Source organism: Propionicimonas sp. (genome assembly GCF_047606205.1).
Classification (GTDB): Bacteria; Actinomycetota; Actinomycetes; order Propionibacteriales; family Propionibacteriaceae; genus Propionicimonas.
The window spans coordinates 1-20,970 of sequence record NZ_JASGES010000019.1 but is presented as its reverse complement, the minus strand read 5'-3'; the positions used below and the strand labels follow the sequence as shown (position 1 = coordinate 20,970).

At 70.8% G+C, this 20,970-nt stretch carries 17 protein-coding genes; 16 read left to right on the top strand and 1 reads right to left on the bottom strand.

Annotated features, from left to right (window positions below):
• The 6 genes from QM633_RS01280 to cysK form a co-directional block, all read left to right on the top strand.
• On the top strand, positions 1-911 hold a 911-nt coding region (locus tag QM633_RS01280; protein ID WP_415151907.1), incomplete at its 5' end, for a carbohydrate ABC transporter permease.
• A gap of 5 nt (positions 912-916) precedes the next feature.
• A complete protein-coding gene (locus QM633_RS01275) occupies positions 917-1,783 on the top strand; it encodes a carbohydrate ABC transporter permease (RefSeq protein WP_415151906.1) in 867 nt (288 codons plus the stop codon).
• A 2-nt stretch (positions 1,784-1,785) separates the two neighbouring features.
• Entirely contained in the window at positions 1,786-3,717 is a 1,932-nt protein-coding gene (locus tag QM633_RS01270) for a glycoside hydrolase family 127 protein (RefSeq protein ID WP_415151905.1), read from the top strand.
• Between the two features lie 317 nt (positions 3,718-4,034).
• Complete coding sequence (locus QM633_RS01265; protein WP_415151904.1) at positions 4,035-4,508, top strand: DUF4395 domain-containing protein; 474 nt, start codon at positions 4,035-4,037, stop codon at positions 4,506-4,508.
• An 8-nt stretch (positions 4,509-4,516) separates the two neighbouring features.
• Positions 4,517-4,945: a thioredoxin family protein gene (locus tag QM633_RS01260; protein WP_415151903.1), complete on the top strand. Its 429-nt coding sequence runs from the start codon at positions 4,517-4,519 to the stop codon at positions 4,943-4,945.
• 51 nt (positions 4,946-4,996) lie between these two features.
• Positions 4,997-5,929, top strand: coding sequence for a cysteine synthase A (gene cysK / locus QM633_RS01255; RefSeq protein ID WP_415151902.1), 933 nt, complete (start codon positions 4,997-4,999; stop codon positions 5,927-5,929).
• 98 nt (positions 5,930-6,027) lie between these two features.
• Here the strand turns inward: cysK and QM633_RS01250 are convergent, their stop codons facing one another.
• Positions 6,028-7,362, bottom strand: a complete 1,335-nt coding sequence (locus tag QM633_RS01250; protein WP_415151901.1) for a pyridoxal-phosphate dependent enzyme — start codon at positions 7,360-7,362, stop codon at positions 6,028-6,030.
• Positions 7,363-7,750: 388 nt separating this feature from the next.
• On the opposite strand from QM633_RS01250, the gene QM633_RS01245 reads away from it, so the two are divergent.
• From QM633_RS01245 to QM633_RS01200, 10 genes are all read left to right on the top strand, one after another.
• Complete coding sequence (locus tag QM633_RS01245; RefSeq protein ID WP_415151900.1) at positions 7,751-8,752, top strand: methionine ABC transporter ATP-binding protein; 1,002 nt, start codon at positions 7,751-7,753, stop codon at positions 8,750-8,752.
• Positions 8,752-9,435, top strand: coding sequence for a methionine ABC transporter permease (locus tag QM633_RS01240; RefSeq protein ID WP_415151899.1), 684 nt, complete (start codon positions 8,752-8,754; stop codon positions 9,433-9,435). Before QM633_RS01245 ends, QM633_RS01240 begins: the two co-directional genes overlap by 1 nt.
• Positions 9,436-9,527: 92 nt before the next feature.
• Positions 9,528-10,373, top strand: a complete 846-nt coding sequence (locus tag QM633_RS01235; RefSeq protein ID WP_415151898.1) for a MetQ/NlpA family ABC transporter substrate-binding protein — start codon at positions 9,528-9,530, stop codon at positions 10,371-10,373.
• An 83-nt stretch (positions 10,374-10,456) separates the two neighbouring features.
• Positions 10,457-11,164, top strand: a complete 708-nt coding sequence (locus QM633_RS01230; RefSeq protein ID WP_415151897.1) for a maleylpyruvate isomerase family mycothiol-dependent enzyme — start codon at positions 10,457-10,459, stop codon at positions 11,162-11,164.
• Positions 11,165-11,405: 241 nt separating this feature from the next.
• Positions 11,406-12,428, top strand: a complete 1,023-nt coding sequence (locus tag QM633_RS01225; RefSeq protein ID WP_415151896.1) for a LacI family DNA-binding transcriptional regulator — start codon at positions 11,406-11,408, stop codon at positions 12,426-12,428.
• A gap of 65 nt (positions 12,429-12,493) precedes the next feature.
• Positions 12,494-13,834 carry an ABC transporter substrate-binding protein gene (locus tag QM633_RS01220; RefSeq protein ID WP_415151895.1) on the top strand — a complete coding sequence of 447 codons (1,341 nt, stop codon included), beginning with the start codon at positions 12,494-12,496 and terminating at the stop codon, positions 13,832-13,834.
• Positions 13,835-14,037: 203 nt separating this feature from the next.
• Complete coding sequence (locus QM633_RS01215; protein WP_415151894.1) at positions 14,038-14,970, top strand: carbohydrate ABC transporter permease; 933 nt, start codon at positions 14,038-14,040, stop codon at positions 14,968-14,970.
• Complete coding sequence (locus QM633_RS01210; protein WP_415151893.1) at positions 14,967-15,803, top strand: carbohydrate ABC transporter permease; 837 nt, start codon at positions 14,967-14,969, stop codon at positions 15,801-15,803. The genes QM633_RS01215 and QM633_RS01210 overlap by 4 nt, the downstream gene beginning before the upstream one ends.
• 47 nt (positions 15,804-15,850) lie before the next feature.
• A complete protein-coding gene (locus tag QM633_RS01205) occupies positions 15,851-18,643 on the top strand; it encodes a family 78 glycoside hydrolase catalytic domain (protein WP_415151892.1) in 2,793 nt (930 codons plus the stop codon).
• A 1-nt stretch (position 18,644) separates the two neighbouring features.
• The coding region (locus QM633_RS01200; RefSeq protein ID WP_415151891.1) for a glycoside hydrolase family 3 protein at positions 18,645-20,970 on the top strand (2,326 nt) is incomplete at its 3' end.

The window sequence follows — 20,970 nt, the reverse complement described above, 5'->3', positions numbered from 1 at the left end:
CGGCGCTCGTGCGCGCCAACCGGACGGGCGCGGCCGCAGGCCCGCGCCGGCGCCGGCGACACCCGTGGGCGGGTGGCCTGTACGCGCTGCCCAATGCGGTCTTCCTGATCGGCCTGTTCGTCCTGCCGCTGCTGCTCGTCGTGCAGATGTCGGCCTCCAAGTGGCCGCTGCTGGCCGGCAACCAGGGCTGGAACTTCCCGTCCAACTACGTCAGAGCGGTCAGTCATCGGCTCTTCGCCGACTCGGTGGTGTTCACCCTGAAATACACGGTGCTGGCCACCGTCCTGCTGATCGGCATCGGGCTCGGGCTCGGTCTGCTGGTCCAGGAGACCAGCCGCTGGAAGGGTTTCCTGCGCACGTCGTTCCTGCTGCCCAGCGCCCTCGGGCTGGCCTCCGCGTCCCTGCTGTTCTACGTGCTCTACTCGCCGATCGCGGGTCCGTTCGCCGACCTCATGCAGCGCACCGGCTTCACCTTCCTCGGCACCCCCAACGCCGCGCTGCTGTCGACGACGTTCCTGATCGTGTGGCGGTTCGCCGGCTTCTACATGCTGCTGATGCTGGTCGGGCTGCAGGGCATCCCGATGGACGTCTTCGAGTCCGCGCGCGTGGACGGCGCGTCCCGCTGGCAGGTGTTCCGGTTCATCACGATCCCGCTGCTGCGGCCCACCCTCGCGCTGACCACGGTGATGTGCGTGACCGGTTCGCTGCTGGCCTTCGAGCAGTTCTACATCCTGACCAAGGGCGGCCCCGACAACTCGACGATCACCGTCGTCGAGCTGATCTACTCGATGGCCTTCCAGGGCATGAATGACCTCGGCGTCGCCGGCGCGCTCTCTGTGATCGTGCTGCTCGCGCTCGTTGCCATCAACGTCGTGCAGCTGCGCGCCTTCAACACCAGTGGGGACGAGTGAACACCATGACCACACCCGCGTCGGCCCGGTCCCGCCGCCATCCTGCGACCTCGCTCGCCGGCATCGCCCTGCGCACGCCCTCCTACGTCCTCACCGGTGGGATGGCCATCCTGTTCCTGTTCCCGCTGGTGTGGACCGCGGTCTCGTCGGTCTCGCCGCGGCCCGGCACCGCCCAGGCCGAGGGCTTCGGCTTCGCGAATTACGTGACGCTGGCCAACTACCAGGCCGGTATCTGGGTGTACCTGTTCAACTCGGCCGTCGTGGCGCTGCTCACGGTGGTGCTGACCCTGGTGGTCTCCACGCTGTCGGGCTACGCGTTCGCGCGGTTCGCCTTCCCGGGCAGGAACCTGCTGTTCATGGGGACGCTGGCCATCCTGATGGTGCCCTACGCCACCCTGCTGATTCCGCTCTACGTCCTGCTCACCCGCGTCGGCCTGCAGAACTCGCTGGTCGGGGTCGCCCTGGTACTGACCATGTTCCAGCTGCCGTTCTCGGTGTTCATGATGCGGATCTCGTTCGAGGCCGTCCCGAAGGAGCTGGACGAGGCGGCCCTGGTCGACGGCTGCTCCTCCGCCTCCGTGCTGGGACGGGTGCTGCTCCCGGCCGTCAAGCCCGGCCTGATCACGGTCGGGTTGTTCGCCTTCCTCGCCGCGTGGAACGACTTCATGGCGCCGCTGATCCTGATCAACGACACCAACCGGATGACCCTGCCGCTGGCGGTCTCCAACCTCCGCGTGCAGGTGCAGGGAATCATCGACTACGGCGCCACCGAGGCCGGCGTGGTCATCCTCGCCGTGCCCTGCTGCATCCTCTTCCTCCTCCTCCAACGACACTACGTGCGCGGGTTCATGTCCGGCGCGCTGAAGGGCTGAACATGCCGATCACCCGCGTTCCCGCCGCGCCCGTCCAGCCCCGCACGGGACGACTGCATCCGCTCGGCATCGACGAGGTGCGGATCACCGGGGGATTCTGGGCGGAGCGCCAACGGACGAATGCCTCGGCGACGTTGCCACACATCTTCGCGTGGCTGGAGCGGGAGGGCTGGCTCGGGAACTTCGACCTGGCCGCGCGGGGTGGGCTGCCGCAGGGGCGGCGCGGCCGGGAGTTCTCCGACTCCGAGGTCTACAAGTACCTCGAGGCGGTGTCCTGGCAGCTCGGGAACGGGCAGGACGCGGCGCTGGAGGCGAGGTTCCGCGCGACCGTGGCGCGGGTCGCGGCCGCCCAGGAGCCCGACGGCTACCTGAACACCAACTTCGGGCGTCCGGGGCAGGGCGCGCGGTGGTCCGACCTGGCGATGGGCCACGAGCTGTACTGCCTCGGCCACCTGTTCCAGGCCGCGGTGGCACGCGGACGCACCGCGCCGGGCGCCGACGACGGGCTGCTCGGCATCGCCGTCCGCGCGGCCGACCTGGTCTGCGGGGTCTTCGGCGAGGGCGGGCTCGCCGCGGTGTGCGGTCACCCCGAGGTCGAGGTCGGCCTGGTCGAGCTGGGCCGGCTGACCGGCGACCCGCGCTACGTCGACCAGGCTCGGCTGTTCATCGAGCGCCGCGGCCATGGCGCCCTGCCCGACCACGAGTGGGGTCGGGCGTACTACCAGGACGACGTCCCGGTCCGGGAGGCCGATGTGCTTCGCGGCCACGCCGTCCGGGCGAACTACCTCTCCGCCGGCGCGGTGGACGTGGCGGTCGAGACCGGAGACGAGGACCTGCTGGCTGCGCTGCGGCGGCAGTGGTCCCGCACCCTGGCGCGACGCACCTACCTGACCGGTGGCCAGGGCTCCCACTACCAGGACGAGGGCTTCGGCGAGGACTGGGAGCTGCCGTCGGACCGGGCGTACGTCGAGACCTGTGCCTCGATCGGATCGACCATGTTCAGCTGGCGACTGCTGCTGGCCACCGGCGGCCCCGGCTACGCCGACCAGATCGAGCGGGTGCTGTACAACGTGGTCGCGACGGCGGTGTCGCCCGGCGGCGACCGCTTCTTCTACACGAACACGCTGCACCGCAGGGACCCCGGTGTCGCGCCCGATCCGGAGACTGCCTCGCCGCGGGCGTTCTCGAGCCTGCGGGCACCCTGGTTCGAGGTCTCCTGCTGTCCGCCCAACATCGCGCGCACGCTGGCCAGTGTCGCCGGCCTCGTGGCGACGACCGACGCCGACGGCCTGCAGGTGCACCAGTTCGCGCCCGCCACCATCCGGACCACGCTTCCCGACGGCGCGCCGATCGGGGTGCGGCTGGAGACCGACTACCCGTCCAGTGGGGTGGTGCGGATCGTCGTCGAGGAGGCGGCGGGGCGGCCGTGGACGCTGACCCTGCGCGTACCAGGATGGGCGAGCGGGGCGACCCTGACGCGGGTCGACGGCGGTGAGCGGACGGGGCCGTCGGGAGAGGGCACCATCCGCATCTGCGGTGACTTCGCGGTGGGCGAGGAACTCCGGCTGGACCTGCCGATGGCTGCCGTCTTCGTCCGCCCCGACCCCCGGATCGACGCGATCCGCGGCTGCGTCGCCGTCCGGCGCGGGCCGGTGGTCTACTGCGCGCAGAGCGCGGCCGGCGTCGCGGGCGCACCCGATCTCGCCGGGGTGGTCGTGCGTACCGACCGCACGCCCGAACCGGTGGATGCCGGCATCCGCGTGGCGGCCGACTGGCCCGCCCAGGTCGAGGCCGCCTGGCCCTACGTCACCACCGAGGATGCGGCACGCCCGGCCACGGTCGGCGACCTCGTCCTGATCCCGTACCACGACTGGGGGAACGCGGGCCTGTGCACGATGCGGGTCTGGCTGCCAGCGGCGCGCGAAGGACGGTGACGTCCGGACGGCGACGGCACCCGGGCCGGACGGGTTCAGGCACTGCCGGCGCCCGGGCGGTGAGACGGCGGATCCGGCCCGTGGTCGCCCGCGGCGCGGAGGTGCTACCCTTTTCAACATGTTCACCGCACCGGTTGCCGCTCGCGTGGCTGTGGTGCGCATGTGCAGCTGTTGTCGCTGTTGCTGATCTGCCCGACAACACATCCTGACCGCTTCCGTCGCCGGAGAGCCACGGCGGTCACCACCTGAACCCGACGGTCTGCCGCGGGATGTGCTGTCAGGGCCCACGCCCCTCCCGACACTTCCGAGGACCTTTCATGTCATCCACATTCGCACCCGCCCCAGACCAGGTCGATCCCCGCAGCCCGCGCTTCGGCGCGGGAATCACCGCTGTGCTGCTTGCCCTCGTCCTGATCCTCGGCCCGACCTCGGTCGCCGGGCTGGTGCTGCTCCTGATCCAGACTGTCGCCTTCGCCGCCGGATCCCTGCTGGGGCTCAAGGCGCAGCCCTGGGGCATCCTGTACCGCCGGTTCGTGCGGCCCCGGCTCGGCCCTCCGGCCGAACTCGAGGACGCGCGTCCGCCCCGGTTCGCCCAGACCGTCGGCCTGGTGTTCGCCCTCGCCGGGCTGGCCGGCTGGCTGTTGGTCCTGCCGGTCCTGTTCTCCATCGCGGTGGCGTTCGCCCTCGTCGCCGCGCTGCTGAACGCCGTGTTCGACTTCTGCCTCGGCTGCGAGCTGTACCTCCTCGGCAGGCGGGTTCTCGGCGGTTCCCACGCCGCTGCGGCGAACTGAGCCCGGCGATGACCGGGCTGTGGATCGTCGTCGCCGCCGTGGCGCTCGCCCTCGCCTTCGGCGGCTACCGGAGGCTGACCGATGGGCGTGCCCGCGCGGTCGCGCCGTCGTCGGCGCCCCGGCTCGACGCGCGGCGCCTCGGCCGGGACCTGGGCCCGGAGGCGACCTTCGTCCAGTTCTCCTCCGCCGTGTGTGCGCCCTGTCGCGCGACCCACCGGCTGCTCGCCGATGTCGCCGGCGCCGACCCCGGGGTCGCCCACGTCGACGTCGACGCCGAGACCCGCCTCGACCTCGTCGAGGAGTTCGGCATCACCCGCACGCCGACCGTCCTGCTGCTCGATGCCGAGGGCGTCGTCCGGCACCGGATCGTCGGGGCCGCCCGCAAGGCGGATGTCCTGACCGCCCTCGAGGGGGTGTCCGGCCGCGCCGCGGCCTGACCACGAGACCGACCAAGAAGAAGCCTGACCAGAAGAAAGAGGAAAGAACCCATGGTGTACTACAAGGATGCGACCGAACTGATCGGCCGCACCCCGCTGGTGAAGATCAACCGGCTCTACGGGGACAGCCCGGCCACGGTGCTGGCGAAGCTGGAGTACTACAACCCGGCCAACTCGGTGAAGGACCGGATCGGCGTCTCGATCATCGACGCGGCCGAGGCCGACGGCTCGCTGCAGCCGGGCGGCACCATCGTCGAGGGCACGTCCGGCAACACCGGCATCGCGCTGGCGTGGGTCGGGGCGGCCCGCGGCTACAAGGTGATCATCACCCTCCCCGAGACGTTCTCCAAGGAGCGCCGGGCGGTCCTGCGGGCCTTCGGGGCCGAGCTCGTCCTGACTCCCGCTGCCGATGGCGTCCCCGGCGCCAACCGCAAGGCCGAGGAGATCGCGGCCAACACACCCGGAGCGATCGTCGCCCACCAGTTCGACAACCAGGCCAACGTCGACGTCCACCGGCGCACCACCGCAGAGGAGATCTGGAACGACACCGACGGTGCGGTCGACATCGTGGTGTCGGGTGTCGGCACCGGCGGCACCATCACCGGCGTCGGCCAGGTCCTGAAGGAGCGCAAGCCGAGCGTGCAGCTCTACGCCGTGGAGTCGGCGGAGTCGGCGGTGCTGTCCGGCGAGCCCAAGGGCCCGCACAAGATCCAGGGCATCAGCCCGGGCTTCGTTCCGTCCATCCTCGACCGGGAGGCCTTCGACGGCATCATCAAGGTGACCTCCGACGACGCCCTGGAGTGGGCGCGCCGGGTCGCCAAGGAGGAGGGCCTGCTGCTGGGCATCTCCTCCGGCGCCGCGCTTCGGGCTGCCGCCGACCTCGCCGCCGACCCGGCGAACGCGGGCAAGACCATCGTCGTGATCACCCCCGACTGGGGCGAGCGCTACCTGTCGACGCCGCTGTACGCCGACCTGCTCGACTGAAAGCCCGGAGGGTCACGCCGGCTCGTGCCGGCGGGACCCTCTGCGGTGCCGTTCGCCAGCGAGGACGAGCATCCCCGCAGGGCCGGTTGCCCGGCGGCTCAGCCTGTCGGCAGGCCCGCCTCGACCCAGGCGCCCATGCCGCCGTCGACGCTCCTCACGTTGGAGTAGCCCTGCGCCTTCAGCAGCAACAGAGCGTAGAGCGAGCGGGTGCCGGCCGCGCAGATCGTCAGGATCGGGGCGTCGTGGTCTCCCGGGAGCCCAGCCAGGCTGCCGGCCGACAGGTCCGGCAGCGGGAGCTTCACGGCTGCGGCCACCTGGGCGCGGGCGACCTCCTCGGGGTTTCGGACGTCGACCAGCGTGACGCCGGCGTCGAGCAGCCGGGCGGCCTCTGCCACGTCGACGCGGTCCGGCCCGGTCCGCGCGAGCGTGAACGCCGCCTCCAGGTGCTCGGCGAACGGGTTGGCCGGCACGGCCGGCTCGGCGTCCTCGGCAGGAAACAGGTCGGGCAGGTGACGGCGGAACGACGACAGGTACTTCCAGGCGTTGTCCGGGAACATCACCACGGCCACCACTCCGGGCTCGTCGGGCACCGCCCTGAGGGCGCCGGCGAGCGCGAGCCCGCAGCTCGGCCCGGCGATCAGACTCTCCTCGACGTGCAGTCGGCGGCACAGCCCGTACGCCTCCTCGTCGGTGACCTCGAGGATCGCGTCGTACTCGTCGGGGACGAAGAAGTCGGTGAGCGCCAGGGCGCGGCGACTGCGGACTCCGGGGATGTCATGACCCTGCGTGGGATGCACGCCGACCACCCGGATGTCCGGGTTCTGCTCCTTCAGGAACCTCCCGGTACCGGTGATGGTGCCGCAGGTGCCCAGCGAGGCGACGAAGTGGGTGATCGAGCCCCCGGTCTGGCGCCAGATCTCCGGACCGGTGGTGCGGTAGTGCGCCTCCGGGTTGGCCGGGTTCGCGTACTGGTTGAGTTCGGTCCAGCCGGGCCGGCTGCCGAGCTCCTCCGCCCTCGCCATCGCGCCCTCCGGCTGGCCCGGCATCGGGCACAGGTCGTCGTCGAGCTCGACCAGGTCGGTACCGAGCAGGCGCAGCGCCGTCCGCTTCTCCAGCGGGATCGCCGTCGACAGGGTGGCCGAGAAGCCGTACCCGCGGGCGTTCGCCACCATCGCGAGCCCGATCCCGGTGTTGCCGGAGGTGGGCTCGACGAGGTTCTCCAGGTGCTCGCCGCGGTCCTCCGCGTCCCGGACGAGACGGGCTGCGACCCGGTCCTTCACGGCTCCGAAGGGGTTGTACCACTCGAGCTTGGCGTACACCCGGGCGTGTGCGAACCCGACCACCCGGTGGAGCCGGACGATCGGCGTCGGGTTGTCGGCGCTCGGGAGGAGGTCGAGGATCGACTCGTAGGCGCGCAGTCTGTGGTCGGACACGAGAGCCCTTTCGGATGGTCGGACGGACGCGGGACGGCTGCCGGCCCTCGTGGAGGAAACGAACGGGTGTCCGTCTTTCTTCCCGCTGCGTGGTGGTCCACCCCGAGTTGTCGTCGGCGCCGGCGATCGCTACCGTGGCAGGCGTGTTCCACGCCGTGCGCCGTCCTGTCAGCCTGCGTCTCCTGACGCCGGCCATGATGTGCGCGCGAATGTGTTGTCGCTGATTCTGACCCGGCAGCACGTCTGGATCGGTCCGTCGTCGACCTGATCCTCGTTCTCTCCCGGACGCCCTCGGGCGTTCCGCCGCGTGCTGACCGGTTCCGGCCTCACCCACCTGTGCCGTCGCAGCGATTCGCGCGCGTCCGGCCCGAACCAGGAGAAGTCCGTCGTGATCGCTGTCACCGACCTGAAGAAGGTCTACCGCCAGGCCCACCGCGAGGTGAAGGCCCTGGACGGGGTCACCCTCGCCGTCCCCGACAATGCCGTGCACGGGGTGATCGGCCAGTCCGGAGCGGGCAAGTCGACGCTCGTGCGCTGCCTCGCGCTGCTGGACCGGCCCACGCAGGGCACGGTCGAGATCAACGGGGTCGACCTCACCGCCGTGCGTTCGGACGAGCTGCGCCGCGCCCGCCGCCGGCTCGGCCTGGTGTTCCAGCAGGCCAACCTCTTCGACGCACGGACGGTCGAGGGCAACGTGGCCTACCCCCTGGAACTCGCCGGGATCGGACGCGCGGAGCGCACGGCCAGGGCCGGGGAGCTGCTCGGGCTGGTCGGTCTCGCCGACGCGGCCGGCGCCCATCCCGCGCAACTCTCGGGCGGCCAGCGGCAGCGCGTCGGTATCGCCAGGGCTCTGGCCACCGAGCCGGACGTGCTGCTGTGCGACGAGCCGACCAGCGCGCTCGACCCGACCACCACCGACGAGATCCTCGACCTGATCGGCACGCTGAAGGCCCGGCTCGGCCTGGCCGTCCTGGTGATCACCCACGAGATGCACGTGGTCAAACGGATCTGCGACTCGGTGTCCCTGCTCGAGGACGGCCGCGTGGTCGAGTCCGGCCCGCTCACCGAGGTCGTCGGCGCGTTCGGCAGCCGGCTCAGCGAGACCCTGATCGGGCTACCGCCGACGCCTCGTCCCGAACCCGGTGCCGGCACGACCATCGAGGTCCTCGACGTCGCCGCCGACCACCGGCTCACCGCGCTCACCGAGGCGTCCGGTCACTTCGGCGCCGAGTTCGCCGTCGTCGCGGCCACGGTCGAGCGGCTCGGCGGAACCACCTTCGCACGGTGGCGCGTGCTGGTCCGGCCACCGCTCCGGGCGCAGGAGGTCGTCGCGCACCTGCGCGGACGTGGTGTCCGAGCCTCCCTCAGCACGCCGGAGGAGGTGGCGTGATGGGGGACTGGCTGACCTCGCTGCTGCAGAACCCCGCGATCACGACAGCGCTGTGGCCCGCGTTCCTCGAGACCGTCCAGATGGTCGGCATCGCAGGGATCGCCACCGTTGGGGTGGGACTGCCGCTGGGCGTCGTGCTGTTCGTCACCCAGCCCGGAGGGCTCGCGCACAGCCGGGTGCTGAACCTCGTGCTCGGCGGAGTCGTGGTGAACATCACCCGGTCGGTGCCGTACGCCATCCTGATGGTCGCGCTGATCCCGTTCACCCGACTCGTGGTCGGAACCTCGATCGGCCCGATCGCCGCCGCGGTGTCGCTGACGATCGCCAGCGTCCCCTTCTTCGCCCGCCTGGTCGAGGCGTCGCTGCGCGAGGTGCACCCCGGCAAGGTGGACGCGGCCCACGCGATGGGCTCGACCCGGCTGCAGACGGTCGCCAAGGTGCTGCTGCCCGAGGCTCTGCCGTCCCTGGTGGCGAACGTCACCACCACGGTCGTCGCGCTGATCGGCTACTCGGCGATGGCCGGACTGATCGGCGGCGGGGGTCTGGGCCGGCTCGCCTACAACTACGGCTACCAGCGCTTCCAGCCCGAGGTGATGGCCGTCGTGCTGGTGATCCTCGTCGTGCTCGTCCAGCTCGTCCAGCTGGCCGGCGACGCCCTGGTTCGGCGGGTCGACCACCGCTGAACCCCACGATTCCCGGCGCAACCCCGCCGGTCCGGCCGCGAGGCCGGGAAACCACGGCCCCGACCCAGGGCCACGACCAGAAGGAGCCTTCCATGGGATCACTACGCACGCACCTGTCCGTCGCCGTCGCGGCTGCGGCCGTCATGGCGTTGACGGCGTGCTCCAGCACGACAACGGCCGCGACTCCCGGCCAGGAAGCCTCCTCCGCCGCGGCGCTCACCACGGTGACGGTCGGCGCGAGCCCGGTGCCGCACGCCAAGATCCTCGAGTACATCCAGCAGAACCTCGCGGCGAAGGCCGGCATCACGCTGAAGATCGTCGAGTTCGACGACTACGTGCAGCCGAACGAGGCCTTGGCCTCCGGCGAACTGGACGCGAACTACTTCCAGCACCTGCCCTACCTGGAGGCCCAGATCAAGGAGAAGGGCTACGCGTTCGAGCACGGCGCGGGCGTGCACATCGAGCCGTACGCGCTGTTCTCCGACAAGTACAAGGCGCTCTCTGAGGTGCCGGACGGGGCCAGCATCGCGATCACCAACGACGCGTCCAACCAGATCCGCGGCCTGCGGGTGCTGGAGGACAACGGGCTGCTGAACGGGATCAGCGACGACTCCACCGTCCTGAACCTGACCAAGGCGCAGAACCCGCACGGGTTCACCTTCATCGAGAACCAGCCCGAGGTGATCGTCCAGCAGCTCAGCGACCCCAAGATCGACCTCGCCTTCGTCAACGGCAACTTCATCCTGACCGCAGGGCTGAGCACGAAGGACGCCCTCGCGGTGGAGAAGGTGCAGGACAACCCCTACGCCAACCTGCTGGTGTGGCGCACCGACAACACCAACCCCGGTGTGGCCACGCTCGAGGAGCTGCTGCACTCCCAGGAGGTCAAGGACTTCATCACGACCACCTGGCCGTCGGGCGACGTCATTCCCGGCTGACACAGTGGGGGCCGTGGGTTCGTCCACCGGGCACGGTGGACGAACCCGCGGCCGGCGCGGGCGGGTTCCCTACGATGGCGGACGTGTCCCGCCATCTCGAGGCCCTGCGCGATCTCCAGGAACAGTTCGGCCGCTCGATTCCGCTCGTCGATCCGGCCACGCCCGTACCGTGGTGCGGAGCCTGGACGGTACGCGACCTCGTCCTGCACCTCGCGGAGATCCACCAGTGGGCGGCCGCGAAGGCGGCCCGCAGGCCGGGGCCGCTCTTCACCCCCGACGCCGACCTCGTCGGCACCTACACCGCGTGCGCCGCGGAGTTGTGGGACGTGCTCTCCTCCCTCGACCCGGATGCGCGTGCCGACACCCTCCTCGACGACGGGCTTCCCGCTGGCCAACGCACCGGTACCGTGCGCTTCTGGCACCGCCGCCAGGCGCTGGAGACGCTCGTGCACCTGTGGGACCTGCGCACCGCGGCCGGCCTGCCGTTCGAGCCGGGTCCCCACGCCTGGGCGGACTGCCTGGACGAGGTGGTCACGGTCATGCACCCCCGCCAGCTGCGGCTGGGCCGGGTTCCCGCGCCACCGGCGCGGGTGCGGCTCCTGGCCACCGACGCGGCCGCCGAGCACGTGCTCCGCGGATCTCCTGCTGCCCCGGAGATCGTCGTGGCGGGTCCCGTCCGCAGCCTCGCACTGCTGGCCTGGGGACGCCTCGCGCCCACCGACCCGAGCCTCGCGATCTCCGGCGAGGTCGCGGTGCTCGACGCGGTTCTCGCCCACGGCCTGACGCCCTGACCGCGACGGTGTGAGGCCGCCCCCGGGCAGGGTGGACGGTCTCACCGCGCAGGAGTCGGTGTGGACAACGGCGCGGGCATCGGCGCCCGCACCGCCCACGACCGCGGGTCCCGATCGAGCGGCGTTATTGAATCGTTACGAAAGTCGGCGCGCCGACCCCCTTGTAGATCGCTCTACGCGATGCGTAATGTGCTCTGTGTGGCGAGTGTAGAACGGTCTACACATCAGCGGGGAGAGGTCAATGACGATCCAGTCGAAGAACTCGATCACCATCGAGGACGTCGCCTCGGCGGCGGGCGTCTCCCGCGCCGCCGTCTCCAAGGTGATCCGCAACGCCTACGGCGTCAGCCCGGAGATGCGCACCAGGGTTCAGGCCGCCATCGACGACCTCGGCTATCGGCCGAGGGCCTCCGCCAGGGCGATGCGGGGCTCGTCCTACACGCTCGGGATCGAGATCCCGACCGTCAGGAACCACTTCTTCACCAAGATCATCACCGGCGCCACCGCCGCGCTGGTGGGGACGCCGTACCAGCTGATCATCGCCCCCGCCGGGCCCAACCACGACGGCGGACCGCAGGCCATCGAGGCACTCGCCGACCGCCAGGTTGACGGCATCCTGGCGATCTCGCCGGCGGTGGAGCCGGAATGGCTGGAGCGGCTAGCCCGGACCACGCCGCTGGTGATGCTCGGCCGCCACGACCGGTCCGTGCACTACGACACGGTGGTGGACGACGACATCGAGGGTGCCCGGATCGCCGTCCGGCATCTGTACGACCTCGGTCACCGCAGGATCGTCCATCTGACCATCACCCCGGAGGCCGAGCACAACCTGCCCTCGGCGCCGCACATCGTCAGGACCGACGGCTACCGGCGGGCGATGGCCGAACTCGGTCTGGAGCCGACGGTCGCCCTCGTCGACCCCAACGAGATGGCCTCGCGCGAGGCCGCGCTGGCCGTGCTCTCCGGGCCGGACCGGCCGACCGCGATCTTCGCCGGCCACGACGAGCTCGCCCTCGGCGTCCTGCAGGCTGTCGCCGAACTCGGCCTGAGCACGGCGCAGGTGTCGGTGATCGGCTACGACGACACCGACATCGCCGCGCACCCGCTGGTCTCCATGTCGAGCATCAACCAGTCCGGCACGCAGATGGGCGAGATCGTCGTCCGGCTGCTGCTCGAACGCATCGCCGGCCGCACCGACGCCGTCCACGAGGTGATCCAGCCCCGACTGATGGCCCGCAACTCGACGACCGCACCGAGGTCGTAGGGGGCAAGACAACACCGAAGGGCGGCCCGTGTCGGGCCGTCAGACCAACCAGGAGGTACAAAGAAGTGTCATTCCGAAAGCGGGCCCGCGTGGCCCTCGTCGCCGGCCTGGTGGCCGGCGGCCTCAGCCTCACGGCGTGCGCGCCGGGATCGCTGGGCAGCAGCACCGGCAGTGGGTCGACCTCGAGCGCAGCACCGGTGACCATCACGGTGCTGGCCGACAACTCCGACCAGACCACCAAGCCGTTGCAGGCGCTGATCGACGCCTTCAACGCCAAGAACACCGGCGTCACGGTGAAGCTGGAGAGCCGCCCGCAGGGCACCGACGGCGACAACGTCGTCAAGACGCGGCTGTCCACCGGCGACATGGACGAGGTCTTCCAGTACAACTCCGGCTCGCTGCTCGCCGCCCTCGACCCGGTGAGGAACATCGTCCCCCTGACCGACGAGGCCTTCATGGCGAACATCGACGACTCGTTCAAGACCTCGGTCACCACTGACGGGCAGGTGTACGGCGTCCCCCTCGGCCAGGCCACCGGCGGGGGAATCCTGTACAACAAGAAGGTCTTCGCCAAGCTCGGCCTGTCCGTGCCGAAGACCTGGGCGGAGTTCATGGCGAACAACGCCAAGATCAAGGCCGCAGGAATCGATCCGGTCATCCAGACCTATGGCGACACCTGGACGTCCCAGCTGTTCGTGCTGGCCGACTTCCGCAACGTCACCGCCGCTGCCGCCGACTGGGCGGCCAAGTACACCGCCAACGACCCCAGCGCGAAGTACGCGGTCGATCCGGCGCTGAAGGGCTTCCAGCGACTGGAGGACGTGTACAAGGCCGGCTACCTGAACAAGGACTTCGCCTCGGCGAAGAACTCCCAGGGTCTGCAGAAGCTGGTGAAGGGCACCGGAGCGCAGTACCCGATGCTGAGTTTCGTGATCGGCACGTACACGGCCATGTCCGACACCGCCGCCGAGGACATCGGCTTCTTCGCCCAGCCGGGGGACGACGCGGCGACGAACGGGCTGACCTCCTGGTCGCCCGGGGGCCTGTACATCCCCACCAGCATCAGTGCGGAGAAGCAGGCCGCGGCCAAGAAGTTCCTCGAGTTCGTCGCGACGCCCGAGGCCTGCGACGTGCAGACCAAGGCCGTGACCCCGTCCGGTCCGTACATGGTGAAGGGCTGCACGTTGCCTGAGGGGCTGCCGGCGGCGGTGAGCGACCTCCAGAAGTACTTCGACGAGGGCAAGGTGAGCCCCGCGCTGGAGTTCCTGTCCCCGCTGAAGGGGCCGAACCTGGAGAAGATCACCGTCGAGGTGGGTTCCGGGATCACCTCGGCCGCCGACGGCGCCGCCCGCTACGACGAGGACGTGAAGAAGCAGGCCCAGCAACTGGGTCTCCAGGGCTGGTGAACCAGACGGTTCGTGGGGGCCGGATGGAGCCCGGCCCCCACTCCCCGCACTGAACCTATCGCCACAGCCGCCGGCACGGGCATCGCGCCCGTGCCGAGGGCTGGAGCCGGGCCCTGCCCCTCCGGCCACCCCTCCTGATCCCCACCGTTCCGGTGGAGGTCGTACCCGCCGCTCCGCGGCGCCAACCTGAGCCAGGACACACCATGACTTCCATCACCTCGTCGCGCGACGGCCGGCCGGTCGAGCTCGCCAGGCCTCCGCGGGCCTCCGCGGAGCACGTCGACAAGACGTACCCGCTCTGGTTCCACCTCCCCGGCGGGATCATCTACGTCGTGCTGTTCGTCGTCCCGACCGTGCTGAGCTTCTACTTCGCGTTCACCCGCTGGACCCTGTTCAGGTCGACGTTCATCGGGTTCGACAACTTCGTCCTGTTCTTCTCCGAGCCCGGCCTGATCGGCTCCCTGCGGAACACGCTGGTCTACGGCTTCCTCACCTCGGGGGCGAAGGTCGTGCTCGGCATGCTGCTGGCTGTCGTGCTCAGCGCGCCGATCATCGCCCGCGGGTACCTCCGTTCGGTGACGTTCTTTCCCGTCCTGGTGTCGGCGGTCGGCGTCGGCCTCACCTTCCAGGTGCTGCTCGACCCGTTCATCGGGATCCTGAACCAGGCGATCACCGCGGTCACCGGCCACGACGGCCCCGGCTGGCTGACCGATCCGAGCATCGCCCTGCTGAGCGTGGTGGGCATCGACGTGTGGAAGGGCATCGGCCTGGCCACCCTGATCTACATCGCGGGCATCGCGGCCATCCCCAACGAGTACTTCGAGGCCGCCAGGGTGGACGGCGCGGGCTCGTGGCAGATGTTCCGCAACATCATCCTGCCGCTGAGCTTCCCGGCCACCTCGACGGTGATCATCCTCTCGCTGATCGGCGGCCTGCGGTCCTTCGACCTGATCTGGACGACCACCCAGGGCGGGCCCGGCTTCGCGTCGGACGTGATCGCCTCGGTGATCTACAAGCAGTACCAGGCCGGGTTCTACGGCCTGTCCACCGCCGGCAACGTGATCCTCTTCGTCGTGGTGACGGCGATCGTCTACCCGCTGAGCCGGTGGCTGAACTCCAAGGAGACGGTCCTGTGAACGCCATCCGCACCCGGACCCGCTGGCTGGCCGGCCTTGTCGGGATCCTGCTCACCACGGCCCTGTTCCTGGTCCCCTTCGCGTTCATCCTCGTGACCGCGGCCAAGGACGCCAACGACGCCTCGCTGCTCCAATTCTCCTGGCCGGTGCACTTCCAGCTGTGGGAGAACATCGTGACGGTCTTCGCCGCCCGCGATTACATGCTCGTGATCGCGTTCGTCAACTCGACCATCCTCACCATCGGTAGCGTCGCGCTGATGGTGGTGTGTGGGTCGATGATCGCCTACGTCCTCGATCGCAGGAAGTCGAAGCTGAACCCGCTGATCAACGGCATGGTCCTGGCCGGGCTGATCATCCCGCCCGCGGTCGTGCCCACCATCTGGGTGATGCAGGCTCTGCACCTCTTCCGGACGCTGCCCGGCCTGATCCTGGTGGAGGTCGCCTTCGGCCTGTCGTTCACCGTCCTGACGATGCGAGCGTTCATCGCCACCATTCCGCGCGAGCTCGACGAGGCCGCGATCGTCGATGGCGCCGGGCCCCTGCGGCTGTTCTTCCGGGTGATCTTCCCGCTACTGCGCTCGGTTATCGTCACCATCGTGGTCGTCCAGTCGATCTTCGTGTTCAACGACTTCCAGAACCCGCTCTACTTCCTGCCCGGCAACCAGAACGCGACCGTCCAGCTCACCCTGTTCAACTACATGTCGCAGGCGGGCACGACCTACAACCTGCTGTTCGCGAACATCCTCGTGATCACGATCCCGATGCTTGTGATGTACATCCTGTTCCAACGCCAGATCGTGGCCGGCATGACCTCCGGCGCCGTCAAGGGCTGAGCCCGCCACACCCCGATCCGTTCCACCTCCGCGAGAAAGTGCCTTCCATGCCAACCGTTGTCGATTCCGTCCGGCTCGAGTACCAGGCGGGCTCGCGCACCCCCGTCCCCGCACCCCGGCTGTCCTGGGTCACCGGTAGCGACGTTCCTGGCTGGCGGCAGCTCGCCGCGGAGATCGCCTGGGACGACGCCACCCGGGTGACCAACTACCAGGTGGATGGCGACGAGTCCGTGTTCGTCGAATGGCCGTTCGCGCCGCTGGCCGCCCGGCAGCGCGGACGGCTGCAGGTGCGGGTGCTCGGTGTCGACGGCTGGTCGGAGTGGAGCAGCCCGCAGGAGGTCGTCGCTTCCTTCCTCGACGAGGGGGAGTGGCAGGCGGAGTTCATCGGGGTGCCCGACCCCGTCCGGACCGCGCAACCCGCGCTGCTGCGCACCGAGTTCACCGTCGGGGAGGGGTTGGAGCGCGCCACCTGGTACGCGACCGCGTTGGGGGTCTACCAGGCCGAGGTGAACGGCACCGCCGTCGACGACCAGCTGCTCAAGCCGGGCTGGACGCCGTACCAGTACCGGCTGGTGCACGAGACCACGGACGTGACCGCCCTGCTCGTCCCCGGTGCCAACGCGATCGGCGTCGCGCTGTCCGGGGGCTGGTACACCGAGAGCTTCGGCTTCCAGGGTCTGGCCAAGCCGTTCTACGGCACCCAGCCCTCCTTCGCCGGCCAGCTGCTGCTCGAGTACGCCGACGGGCGTGCCGAGTGGTTGGCCACCGGCCCGGGCTGGCAGGTGACCGGCGACGGGCCGTGGACCAGCGCCGGGATCTACGCCGGCGAGGCGTTCGATGCCGGCCGCATCCCAGCGGGCTGGTCGTCGGCGGGATTCCCCGGGCATGGCTGGGTCGCGGCGAAGGCGCGCCCGGCCGGCCCGGTGCCGGGACCGCGGACCGGGCCGCAGGTGCGGGTCACCGAGCAGGTCCGGGTGGTCGAGGTGTCGACCTCGCCGTCGGGGACGCTGCTGCTCGACTTCGGCCAGAACCTGGTTGGACGGCTCCGGATCCGGGTGCGGGGAGAGGCGGGCACGACGGTCAGGCTGCGGCATGCCGAGGTGCTCCAGAACGGTGAGTTGGGCGTGCGCCCGTTGCGGGTGGCGGCGGCGACCGACAGCTACACCCTCGCCGGGGACGGGGTGGAGGAGTGGGCGCCGGCGTTCACGTTCCACGGCTTCCGGTACGCCGAGGTGACCGGCTGGCCAGGTGGCTTCGACCCGGAGGCGGTCGTGGCGGAGGTGGTCGGTTCGGACATGCTGCGCACCGGCTGGTTCGCGTGTTCCGACGATCTGGTCAACCGGCTGCACGAGAACGTGGTGTGGGGCATGCGGGGCAACTTCCTGTACCTGCCCACCGACTGCCCGCAGCGGGACGAGCGGCTCGGCTGGACGGGCGACATCCAGGTGTTCGGGCCGACCGCGTCCTACCTGTTCGACTGCGCCGGCTTCCTGGCGTCGTGGCTGGTCGACGTGTCCATCGAGCAGAGTGCAGCGGGCGGGGTCCCGTTCATCGTTCCCGACGTGCTGGACTCGGCTCGGGTGCCTGCCGCGGCCTGGGGGGACGTCGCCGTCCTGCTGCCCTGGCTGCTCTACCAACGCTTCGACGATCCAGGGGTCCTGGAGGTCCAGTACCCCTCGATGCGGGCGTGGGTCGAGCAGGTGCTTGCGATCGCGGGGGAGCGGCACCTGTGGGAGGGCGGCTTCCAGTTCGGCGACTGGGTCGATCCGGACGCGCCGCCAGAGCTGCCGGGGAAGGCGAAGGCCGATCCCGATCTGGTCGCGTCCGCCTATCTGTACCGGTCGACGTCGACGCTCGCCCAGGCCGCTGCCGACCTCGGCGAGACGGCGGACGCCGAGCACTACGCCGCGCTCGCCGAGGTGATACGGCAGGCGTGGCTGGCGGAGTATGTGACTCCGGCCGGACGGATCCTCTCCGACGCCCAGACCTCCTACGCTCTGGCGATCGAGTTCGGCATCGCCCGCGGCGACCTGGTCCGGCTGATGGGCGACCGTCTGGCCTGGCTGGCCCGGCGGGACGGGTACCGGATCAGCACCGGCTTTGTCGGCACCCCGCTGATCTGCGACGCGCTCACCCGCACCGGCCATCTCAGGGAGGCCGGACGGATGCTGCAGCAGACCGAGTGCCCGTCGTGGCTGTACCCGGTCACGATGGGCGCCACCACGATCTGGGAACGCTGGGACTCGCTGCTCGAGGACGGATCGATCAACCCTGGCGAGATGACCAGTTTCAACCACTACGCTCTCGGCGCGGTCGCCGACTGGCTGCACCGGGTCGTCGCCGGCCTCGCACCCGCGGCGCCCGGTTACCACCGAATCGAGATCGCCCCGCAGCCGCTGCCCGGCCTGGACTGGGCCCGCACCAGCCACGACACCCCCTACGGCCGGGCTGCGGTGGAGTGGCGCCGCAGCCGGGCCGGGATCGAGATCACCGCGACCGTGCCGGCGAACGCCTCCGCGCACGTCCGGCTACCCGATGGGCAGGAGTTCGACGTCATGGCAGGCACGCACGCCTGGACCGTGCCCGCTGCCGCTGAGCCCGCCCCGGTTGCGCTCACGACCTCCACGTCGTTGGCCGCGATCATGGACGACCCCGCCGCCTACCGGACCGTCCTCGACGCGTTCACGCGGATCGATCCCGCCGTCGCGGAGGACTTCCGCAGACGAATGGCATGGGTGCCCAACCAGCCGCTGTTCGGCGCGTTCAGCCTGGTCTCGCCCGCCGTCGTCGCCGAGGTCGAGGGCAGTCTTGCTGCGCTCAACGCCCAGCGGGGAGTGTGAGGTGCGGGGCCGGACGTGGCTCGATCCGTCGCTGCCGCTGGAGGACAGGGTGGCTGCGCTGGTCGCCGACCTGACGGCGGAGGACAGGTCCGGGATCGCGCTGGGGGAGTTCGACAGTCTGGTCGCCCGCGGCGTCCCCGCCCCCGACTACGTGGATGCGGGAACCGGGCTGCGGGGAGTGCCCGGCGCCACCGCGTTCCCCGCAGGGATCGCTCTCGCGGCGACCTTCGACCCCGAACTGGCGGCCGACTACGGCTCTGCGGTCGCCGACGAGGCCAGGGCTGCCGGCTTCACCGTTCTGCTCGGTCCGACGCTCGACCTCGCGCGCGACCCACGGGCGGGCCGGATCCCGGAGGCCCTCGGTGAGGACCCCCACCTGTCGGGGCTGATCGGGGCCGCGCACGTCCACGGAGCGCAGTCGCGCCACGTCATCTGTCAGGTGAAGCATTTCGTCGCCTACAACGGGGAGGACCGGCGCACGGGGTACGGGCTGGGTACCGATCGCGGCGACGCCGTCGACGTGCGGGTCTCCGCCGCGGTCCTGCACGATGCCTACCTGCGCCCGTTCCGGGCAGCGGTCGAGGCCGGAGCGTGGTCGCTGATGAGCTCCTACAACCGCGTCAACGGCAGCTATCCCGCCGAGGATTCCGACCTCCTGGCGATCCCGCGCACGGACTGGGGCTGGCGCGGCTTCTCCTGCCCCGACTTCCTGTTCGCGGTGCGCGACCCCGGAAGAGCACTCGGCGCAGGGCTCGACCTCGGCGCACTGGGTGGGCCGGGCGGCCGGACCCGGCAACTGCTCGCGGCGGCCGGGCCGGGGGTCGTGGACGGCCTGGTCGCCAACCTGGTTCGTGCACTGATCGGCTCCGGCCTCCTCGACGATCCGCCGCCCGCGCGTCCGTCCCTGCCGCCGCCCTCGCCCAAGACTCACCGTCGGCTGGCCGAACGGTGCGCGATCGGCGCGTCCGTGCTGCTCAGGAACGATCGCGCCACGCTGCCGCTCGGGCCGGAGGTTCGCTCGGTCGCCGTGATCGGGCCGTCCGGCGAGGACGCGATCTTCGTCGTCGGCGGGTCGGCGGCCGTGGACCCGGGGCCCGGCCGGCTGGTCACCCCACTGGAGGGTATCCGGGCCGCGGCCGGGGGCCGGGTCGTCGAGGTCGCGCAGGGAAGTCGAGGGGATGTCCCGCTGCCGCTCGTCCCTCCGGAGGTGTTCGCTCTGCCCGACGGCTCGCGTCCGGGCGTCCGGGTGGAGTTCGTCGACGAGGAGGCAGGCGCCTGGACGGAGGAGGCCGCGGCGATCGACCATGCCGTCGACCCGGAGCACCCGCTGGCGCGATGGCCGCGGCGCTGGACCGCCCGGCTCACCCCGCGCCGCACCGGCAGGCATCGCTTAAGCCTCTCCCTCGGCGGGCGGGCCACCGTTCGCATCGACGGACGGACCGTGATGACCGGCTCCCGCGAGGCCGCCCGGTTCATCCAGGGGCCGCACTGCCCGCTGCAGGCGGTGGTGGACCTGGTGGCGGGCGAGCCGGTCCTGCTCGACCTGGACTACGAGCCCGGTCCCTCCATCGTGATCCCGCCGATGGGGCTCGGTCCCGAAGTGCGGCTCGGCTGGCAGGAGCCGGACGACCTGCTCGTCGCCGCGGCGGCCACCGCGGCCGGCTGCGACGCGGCGGTGGTGCTGGTGAACATGGCATCCGGCGAAGGGATGGACCGTGACACGCTGGCACTGCCCGGCGACCAGGACGCGCTCGTCCACGCTGTTGCCGCGGCCAACCCGCGAACCGTGGTGGTGCTGAACACGCCCGGGGCGGTGCTGCTGCCCTGGCTCGACGAGGTGGGAGCAGTGCTGCAGGTCTGGTACCCGGGCGAGCGGTTCGGTGCGGCGCTGGGGGCGATGCTGTTCGGCGCGGCCGAGCCGGGCGGCCGGTTGCCGCTCACATTCCCGCGCGCCCGGGAGGACCTGCCCGGTGGCGACCACGGTCCCGAGGTGGTGTCCATGACGCTCGACTACGACGCCGACGGAGGCATCGGCTACCGGGCACCCGGCGTCAGGGAGCGCGGGTGTGTGTTCGCATTCGGACACGGGTTGGCCTACGCGTCCTCGACCTGCGAGGTCGGCGCGGTCGGGGTGGACGACGGCGAGGCGGTGCTCGACCTCGTGGCCTCCCACCGCAGCGGTGGCGACACCGTCCACGTGGCCCAGGTGTACGCCTCCGTGGCCGGCGCGGCGCCCGAGCTGGTCGCTGTCGCCCGGCTGCCACTCCGCGTTGGAGCGGGCGCGGCGGCGCGGGTGCGGCTGCGGGCGGATGCGTTCGCGCGCTGGG

Excerpts from the sequence above, each read along its gene's own strand:
- QM633_RS01205 (WP_415151892.1), top strand. The coding sequence starts at position 15,851 with ATGCCAACCGTTGTCGATTCCGTCCGGCTCGAGTACCAGGCGGGCTCG.
- cysK (WP_415151902.1), top strand. The coding sequence starts at position 4,997 with ATGGTGTACTACAAGGATGCGACCGAACTGATCGGCCGCACCCCGCTG.
- QM633_RS01270 (WP_415151905.1), top strand. The coding sequence starts at position 1,786 with ATGCCGATCACCCGCGTTCCCGCCGCGCCCGTCCAGCCCCGCACGGGA.
- QM633_RS01225 (WP_415151896.1), top strand. The coding sequence starts at position 11,406 with ATGACGATCCAGTCGAAGAACTCGATCACCATCGAGGACGTCGCCTCG.
- QM633_RS01265 (WP_415151904.1), top strand. The coding sequence starts at position 4,035 with ATGTCATCCACATTCGCACCCGCCCCAGACCAGGTCGATCCCCGCAGC.
- QM633_RS01275 (WP_415151906.1), top strand. The coding sequence starts at position 917 with ATGACCACACCCGCGTCGGCCCGGTCCCGCCGCCATCCTGCGACCTCG.
- QM633_RS01260 (WP_415151903.1), top strand. The coding sequence starts at position 4,517 with ATGACCGGGCTGTGGATCGTCGTCGCCGCCGTGGCGCTCGCCCTCGCC.
- QM633_RS01235 (WP_415151898.1), top strand. The coding sequence starts at position 9,528 with ATGGGATCACTACGCACGCACCTGTCCGTCGCCGTCGCGGCTGCGGCC.
- QM633_RS01215 (WP_415151894.1), top strand. The coding sequence starts at position 14,038 with ATGACTTCCATCACCTCGTCGCGCGACGGCCGGCCGGTCGAGCTCGCC.
- QM633_RS01240 (WP_415151899.1), top strand. The coding sequence starts at position 8,752 with ATGGGGGACTGGCTGACCTCGCTGCTGCAGAACCCCGCGATCACGACA.